Here is a 332-nt window from a genome sequence, read left to right as displayed (position 1 = left end):
GCCGGCAAGGTGCGTGGATCGAGCCGCGGCGATTCGGGCGTCCCGGCCTGCTCGGGCGGAAGTGTCCTGAATGCCTCCTTTGTTGCCTGAGATACCGGAGCAAGCAGTCTTATGCGCAGCAGGGCGTATGCGGCAAGCAGGGCGTGCGGGAAAGCCGTAACAAGGAACAAGCTTTCCGGTCGCATCTTGGCCATCAACGCGGCCGCCAGCAATGGCCCCACAATCGTGCCGAACCCATAAAACAGAAGCAGACCGCTCGATACCTTCACGAAATCGTCTGGACCGGCATGGTCGTTGGCATGCGCTACGGCGATCGAATAGAGGGTGTAGGC

General features: G+C 61.1%; 1 pseudogene. It reads right to left on the bottom strand.

Annotation, left to right across the window (positions count from 1 at the left end):
* Positions 1-332: pseudogene (locus AB4048_RS29050) on the bottom strand (MFS transporter); the annotation flags it as partial.

Source organism: Rhizobium sp. RAF56, assembly GCF_052113965.1.
In the GTDB taxonomy this organism is placed as follows: Bacteria; Pseudomonadota; Alphaproteobacteria; order Rhizobiales; family Rhizobiaceae; genus Rhizobium.
Note: the sequence above shows the minus strand (reverse complement) of the source record. Positions and strands in the feature narration are given on the sequence as shown.